6 protein-coding genes are annotated in these 6,590 nt (G+C 47.6%); 2 read left to right on the forward strand and 4 right to left on the reverse strand.

Annotated features, from left to right (window positions below):
• Positions 1–247: 247 nt before the first annotated feature.
• Positions 248–979: a class I SAM-dependent methyltransferase gene (locus FD01_RS02815; protein WP_056962514.1), complete on the forward strand. Its 732-nt coding sequence runs from the start codon at positions 248–250 to the stop codon at positions 977–979.
• A gap of 44 nt (positions 980–1,023) precedes the next feature.
• On the opposite strand, the gene FD01_RS02820 is transcribed toward FD01_RS02815, so the two are convergent.
• Positions 1,024–2,568, reverse strand: a complete 1,545-nt coding sequence (locus FD01_RS02820) for an ABC-F family ATP-binding cassette domain-containing protein (RefSeq protein WP_056962515.1) — start codon at positions 2,566–2,568, stop codon at positions 1,024–1,026.
• A gap of 186 nt (positions 2,569–2,754) precedes the next feature.
• Between FD01_RS02820 and lepB the strand changes: the two genes are divergently transcribed.
• Positions 2,755–3,354: a signal peptidase I gene (lepB, locus tag FD01_RS02825; protein ID WP_056962516.1), complete on the forward strand. Its 600-nt coding sequence runs from the start codon at positions 2,755–2,757 to the stop codon at positions 3,352–3,354.
• A gap of 166 nt (positions 3,355–3,520) precedes the next feature.
• Here lepB and FD01_RS02830 read toward each other — a convergent pair whose 3' ends face one another.
• The 3 genes from FD01_RS02830 to FD01_RS02840 form a co-directional block, all read right to left on the reverse strand.
• A complete protein-coding gene (locus FD01_RS02830; RefSeq protein ID WP_054719147.1) occupies positions 3,521–4,264 on the reverse strand; it encodes a DUF975 family protein in 744 nt (247 codons plus the stop codon).
• Positions 4,264–5,055, reverse strand: a complete 792-nt coding sequence (locus FD01_RS02835) for a glycosyltransferase family 2 protein (RefSeq protein WP_054719150.1) — start codon at positions 5,053–5,055, stop codon at positions 4,264–4,266. Before FD01_RS02835 ends, FD01_RS02830 begins: the two co-directional genes overlap by 1 nt.
• 113 nt (positions 5,056–5,168) lie before the next feature.
• Entirely contained in the window at positions 5,169–5,930 is a 762-nt protein-coding gene (locus tag FD01_RS02840) for a DeoR/GlpR family DNA-binding transcription regulator (protein WP_056962517.1), read from the reverse strand.
• Positions 5,931–6,590 lie beyond the last annotated feature (660 nt).

The following is a 6,590-nucleotide window of genomic DNA, read 5'->3' on the forward strand; positions in this document are numbered from 1 at the left end:
CATAAGTTTATCATAACTATCAGTTTGTTGTCAAGAAAAAGTTTTAAAAACTTTTTCGACCTGATTGCTTATCCGCAATCGCGACAACTTTTATATCATACCAACTTTTTCAGAAAGTGTCAACAACTTTTTTTGATGACCTTTTGGAAACGCCGGTGTTATCAAAAAGACAACTTTGATATCATACCAAGTAGAGGTATCTGCGTCAAGGGTTTTTCACGAAAACTTTTTTGGAGGTTAACCATCAATGGATGAATCACAATGGGATGAGTTTGCTGAAACCTATGCAGCGATTCAACAAGAATCTACGTTACCAATTGAACAAGACCTGGTCAATGCATTAGCCAAACGTTATCCACTCGCTAATTTAACTGTCGCAGATATTGCCGCAGGATCTGGGCGCTATGCGTTGCCTTTGAGCCAACACGGCGCTAGCGTCACCTTATATGACTGGTCAGCAAAAATGCTCGCACAAGCCCTACAGTGGCTTAACAAGCATCACCAGCAGGCCAACTATCAACAAACTGACTGGTCAACGCTTAACGGGCCGCTGGCTGATTTGGTATTCGTCAGCCAACTACCTACGCTGCAAGCAAAGCAGTTGCCTTTATTAGAAGCTTTAGCCAAGCACGCGGTGATCATCAACACCCAAAGCCGACAAACTGACAGCTTACAACAACAACTCTCACAACAACTCAACTGGACTATCCCAACGGTGTATCAAGCTGATCCCCAACGTGCCAAAAGTTACTTAGCCGCCCTCAACCAACTTCACCGCCAAGTCCATCATCAAAGCTTCACCTACCAGCGTGACATCCCCACCACGATCAATGACGAACTGCAAAGCTTTGAACGGCCGTTTTCCTTAAAACTGGCCACACAAATGGCTGAACACTTTCAAGTCGCCCATCCGCAAGCGTCGATCACCGCAACGATGACTTATCAATTCGAGCTGATCAACTGGCGCAAACCCCAATAGTCAACAAAACCCACTAGCCGCAAAAAGCTAGTGGGTTTTTCATGCTATTCATGCCGTAAGTTTTCGATATTGATGCGGGTATCCACCCATGAGTCGTCATAAAAGCCGGCTTCATGTGATACCAATAGCACAGCGCCTGGGTAATTGATCAAGGCTGTGCGCAAGGCATTTTTCGTGTCGTCATCCAAATGGTTGGTCGGTTCATCCATCACTAAGATATTGGTGTCTTGTAACATCAGATCCGCGATTTTCACTTTACTTTGTTCGCCACCAGATAATAATTGCAATGGTTTGTCTGCTTCTTCGCGGGTCAACGCCGTCCGTGACAGCACTTGGCGCAATGGGCGTTGAGACAAAGCCGGGTATTCACCTAACAGGAATTGCAGTGGGCTTTGCTTCGGGATCGCCCAGCGTAATTCTTGTTCGAAGTAGCCAAATACCACGTTTTCGGCGATGGACACTGAGCCATCCAAAGCTGGGATCTGGCCTAAAATGGTTTTCAGCAAAGTCGATTTCCCGATCCCATTAAACCCTTCTAAGGCGATCACTTCATTTTTGCCGACAGAGAAGTTGATCGGCGCAAGCAATGGTTTCTCATAGCCCACCACCAAATTGTTCACGTCGACTAAGATCTGACGTTGCACTGGCGTATAGGGAAATTCAATATGGGCTTTGGCCCGGTTGCCAGGTGGCGTGAGGCGATCGATATGGGCAAGTTGCTTTTCACGCGAGCGCGCCATCGTAGAACGCGTCCCCGCTTTAAATTTGGCAATAAAGGCTTCAGACTTTTTGATTTGGGCTTGTTGTTTGTTATAAGCCTTCAAATAAGTTTCGTGGTCTTTTTCTTTTTGCTTCATCGCCTGGTTCAAGGAGCCAGTGTACTTGGTGATTTGGGCAAATTCAATGTCCAACACTGCGTTGGTGACATTTTGCAAAAAGTCGAAATCATGTGAGATCACGATAAAGGCGCCTTCGAAGTTTTGCAGCCACTCGGTCAACCATTCGATATGGCCGACGTCTAAGTAGTTGGTCGGTTCATCCAACAACAGCATGTCAGGCTTTTCTAATAGTAGTTTCGCCAAAATGATCTTCGAGCGCTGGCCACCAGATAACGCGTCAACTGGGTGATCAAAGCCGATCGCATCCAACCCTAAGCCGGTGCCGACAGTTTCGATTTCAGTTTCCAAATCATAGAAATTGCCCGCTTCCAGCGCTTGTTGTAATTCCCCAGCTTTGGCCAACAACTCATCATCTGGGTTTTCAGCATAATCGGCGTAGATTTGGTTCATTTTGGCTTCTTTGGCATACAAGTCGGCAAAGGCCGTTTTTAAAAAGTCCATGATCGATTGACCTGGTTGCAAGTTGGCGTACTGGTCCAAATAGCCGACGCGGACATGCTTTTGCCAGATAATGGTGCCTTCGTCAGGTTCCAAAGTGCCAGTCAGGATCTTAATGAGGGTGGACTTGCCGACCCCATTTTGACCCACGATGCCTAAGTGGTCTTCCTTATTGACTTGAAAGCTGGCATCTTGGTAGAGCTGCTTATCGATGAAACGTTGTGACAGATGCGTGACGGTCAAGACACTCATGGGTCGGATCCTCCTCTGATGGGTTTTCTGAAAATTCTTCTATAATAGGCTAGCACAACTCACAGGCCGTGGCAAACCAAGTGACGACTTATGAAACTAAAAATCATTCATTGTCTCCGCACATTTCTTTGTATTGGCGGCCCCCTGTGTTAAACTTAACGCAAATAATCCTTCGAGGTGGCTTCGTTGAAAAAACAAAAATCCAGTGCCTTACGCTCAACGATCGAATTGATCGTGTTGTTTCTGGTCGTGATCTTAGGCACTCAGCTTTTGATGCATTACGTCTTAAGCAAAGACATCGTCCAAGGCACCTCGATGCAGCCGACCCTTGAAGATGGCGACCGCCTGTACAGTGTGCGCAACAAAGCGGTCCACCGCAACAACATCGTAGTGATCGACGCGCCTGACAAACCTGGCCAATTGTATATCAAGCGGGTCATCGGCATGCCTGGTGACACTGTCGCCGTCAAAAGTGGCACCCTTTACATCAATGGTAAAAAGCAAAATCAGCCTTATTTAAAAACCAAGTTCATGCAAAACGAACTCAAAGCTTACGCCGCACAACAAGGCGTGGCGGTCGGCAGTTTACAATTCACCACTGATTTCAATATTGCCACGTTAGCTTCAACGCAATCCAAAACCGTCCCGAAAGGTGAATACTTTGTCATGGGGGATAACCGCTTAGTGTCGCATGATGGTCGTGACTTCGGGTTTATCGCCAAAGATAAAGTCCAATCTGTGGTGGTTTGGCGATACTGGCCATTGAACAAAATGAAAGTCTATTGATCCACGTTAGCCTCAGTTGATTGCTGAGGCTATTTTTATGCCATCGACTATCGCCTTCGATTAACAACTTGCGATCGGCTGCCATTTAGAAGGTATCGGCGTGCTGTTTCAAGCAAAGCACTGGGTAAATAAAAAGCCGAAGCCTTCAAGGCCTCGACTCATTTGATTAATTTAATTCCGCTTGCTTTTGCGCATATTGCGTTTGGACATTTTCGTAAAAGCCAGCATCGACTAACTGCAAGTAGGGATTGATCATAAAGTCAAACAAATGCCAGGTGATCGCTTTGAGGATCGACCAGCCTAGTAGACTCAACTTCAACACGAAGTAATCGAGTTTGTTGCCACGCATCATTTGCCAAGAGTGCCCCACCGCTTGCATCGCCGAAAAGCGACCATTTTCGGCATGGGTTTTGCCATCATAGTAAATGTAAAAGCTCATCGACGTCCCAAAGACGATCGGGATCGCTGGAATCACAAACGCCATCATCCCGATCAAGTACAAAACAACGGTGAACACCCAAACAAACAAAATGCCAAAGAAGTACTGGCCGTTAAACAAACGCATCACCGCTTGGCCTGGCCGCACGCGATTAGCACCGCGAAAGATGTCTAGTGCCGTGAACGCCACGCCTTGGGTAAACCATAACAACACCAAAGGCTTCAACAACGGCATACTCGTGTCTGAGTGTTGTTGATAGTAAGTGGCAAACTGTTCTGGCTGAAGCGCCATTCGCGAAACGCCAAATTTGGTCATCACCGCCACGATGCCCAGCACCGTCACTAAGGTAAAAATCACGGTGATCAGCCATGGCAAAATGTTGGCGATCATCATTTGCCCCCAAACGCCAGGTTGACGTAATTGAGTCTTGGCGCGTTGTTTGATTTGTTGCCGAGTTAAATTTGGTTGCATTAGTGGTTCGACTCCTCCTTAGGTAAATTCGGGGCCGCGACGCCCACGGCACGTTTTTCATTCATCGCAATTTGGCTGATCCGCCACAACGCCCACAACTGTTGCGGAATGGCGCCGATCACACCAAGCGATTGGGTGGCAGAATCTGAGCGCACCACATGGTGATAGCCAGGCGTCCCATAATAATAAAACCGGCTAGTGGCCATGATGTAAGCTGTGTTGAACAATTCGTCTTCCATGATCGCGACATTTTCATCAAAGGTCAGATTCAAAGCATCGATCACCGAGCGCCGGTAAAACTTATTCCACAAATAGCCGCGCACTTGGCCCACTGGCGCAAGCATCCCGCGCATCAGTTGGGCTTTGGTCAAAACGCGGTCACCAAGTAGTTTCTTGGCCACGGGTTGGGGTTCAGGATTATCCGTATAAAACGGGCTGATCAACAAATCATAAGGCCCAGATTCCAATGTTGTCACGAAATTCTGCACGTAAGTTGGGGCGACCCAATCGTCACCATCCATAAACGCAATGTACAACCCACGGGCCTTGGCCAAACCAGCGTTACGCGCCGCAGACACGCCGCGGTTTTCCGCCAAATAAATCGGCTCAACGCGCCGATCTAACTTGGCCGCTTGGGCGATCACGGCAGCAGAGTCGTCCGTCGAGCAATCGTCGATCAAAATGATTTGCAAATTCAAATAAGTCTGCGCCATCAGGCTTTGCACACTACGCTTGAGATACGGTTCCACGTTATAAACTGGAACGATCACCGACACTAACGGTTCTGCCACACACTCACCTACTTTTTAATATGCCATTCAGTATAACCGTCTGGCAGGATTCAAACAAATTCTAACAACTTCCGTGTCGCAATGTCGCCAAACCGGCAAAGCTTAAGCACAGATTAAGGAATCGCGACGATCAAATTGGTATTGGGATCAAACCAATTTTTTTGTGCCGGTAAAATTGCAGTATCTGAAATCAACGTATCGATGGCATTGAGTTCAAAGCCCCGATAAGTCGCGTCCGTCCCGAATTTCTGGGCTTCGGCAACCACTACCACTTTTTTAGCCGTTTTGGCCACGGTGCCTTTGATCTGCGCATCATTTTCATAAGCAAAAAACAAGCCGTCAGCATTCACCGCGGTCGCCCCAATGAACGCCGCATCAAAATGCACCTGACTCAGGGTTTCTAACCCTGCCACTGAATAAAAGAAGCGCGCATGATGATTCAACTTGCCGCCTAGCAAGCGCAAGGTCACTTCCGGCCGCACCGCCAAAGCGATCGCATTATCCAAGGAATGGGTATAAATCGTCACTGGCACGGTGATGCTTTGCGACAGTTTCAACAAGGTCGTCGAGTCATCGATGAAATACACCCCACCTGGCTGGATCAATTTCAATGCGGCTTGGGCCATCGCGGATTTTTCTGCTGAGAAAAGCTTTTGGCGTTCAGAGTAACTTGGGATCGTATGCCCAAACGTTAAGCTGACGATCCCACCGCGCGTCCGCCGCCCAGCACCGGCGGCATCTAAGGCCACAATGTCGCGGCGGGCGGTATCGCGCGATACGCCCACTGCTTGCATGATATCTTCGATGCTTAATTCTTGTTTCTCGTCCAACAGCTTTTTGATTTGTTCAAACCGTTTTTCCCGATACATGGCCATAGCGAACCCTCCGACGACATAATTACTTCTATTATAACCGAAACCCCAACTTCTGCCTAACAGCACGAAAATCTGGGGGTTCCAGTGCCTTGGCGACACTACGGAAAACTGGACAAGTTGCCAGTGATCCTTTTCGGCGTAGCTCTCGAACAAAGACCGTTCGAGGAGCTTTTGCCTAGATTTAGAACCAAAGAAAACCGCTTTGTTTCTAAATCTGCCGGTGAAATCTACGCGAACCGCCACAGCCCGGCTTTTCACTTGATTTCACTACCACGGGCAATTGTCCAGTATTCCTTCGTTCTGCCAAGGCGCTTCCGCCCACAGCTTTTCTCCATTGATATCATGCGCATCGGATTGAACATGATCAGGTTTCGACGTCATTCGTTATGATGAATATTTTCTTCCGTATTATCATTGCACACTTCGTAGTCATCAGGTGCCAGCAGGATAACGTAGTGGTGGAACTGAAATCATCGAACGTGGCAGAAATAATAGCTAAGCCAGCGGGTTTCTGGCGCCGGCTGGCCACGAGAGATGATTTCAGTTCCAAAACGGTGTTAAACCACTGATGCACCGGACATCATAAAACGCAAAAAAATAACCAATGCACTAGTCCCTGTCAAGTTGACAGATGAAATATTATAAAGTTGAATCTGTCTC

It is taken from the genome of Lacticaseibacillus manihotivorans DSM 13343 = JCM 12514, from assembly GCF_001435035.1.
In the GTDB taxonomy this organism is placed as follows: Bacteria; Bacillota; Bacilli; order Lactobacillales; family Lactobacillaceae; genus Lacticaseibacillus; species Lacticaseibacillus manihotivorans.

What these genes read in the sequence shown, in the direction of transcription:
- FD01_RS02815 (WP_056962514.1), top strand. Translation starts at nt 248, where the DNA reads ATGGATGAATCACAATGGGATGAGTTTGCTGAAACCTATGCAGCGATT.
- FD01_RS02820 (WP_056962515.1), bottom strand. Translation starts at nt 2,568, where the DNA reads ATGAGTGTCTTGACCGTCACGCATCTGTCACAACGTTTCATCGATAAG.
- FD01_RS02830 (WP_054719147.1), bottom strand. Translation starts at nt 4,264, where the DNA reads ATGCAACCAAATTTAACTCGGCAACAAATCAAACAACGCGCCAAGACT.
- FD01_RS02840 (WP_056962517.1), bottom strand. Translation starts at nt 5,930, where the DNA reads ATGGCCATGTATCGGGAAAAACGGTTTGAACAAATCAAAAAGCTGTTG.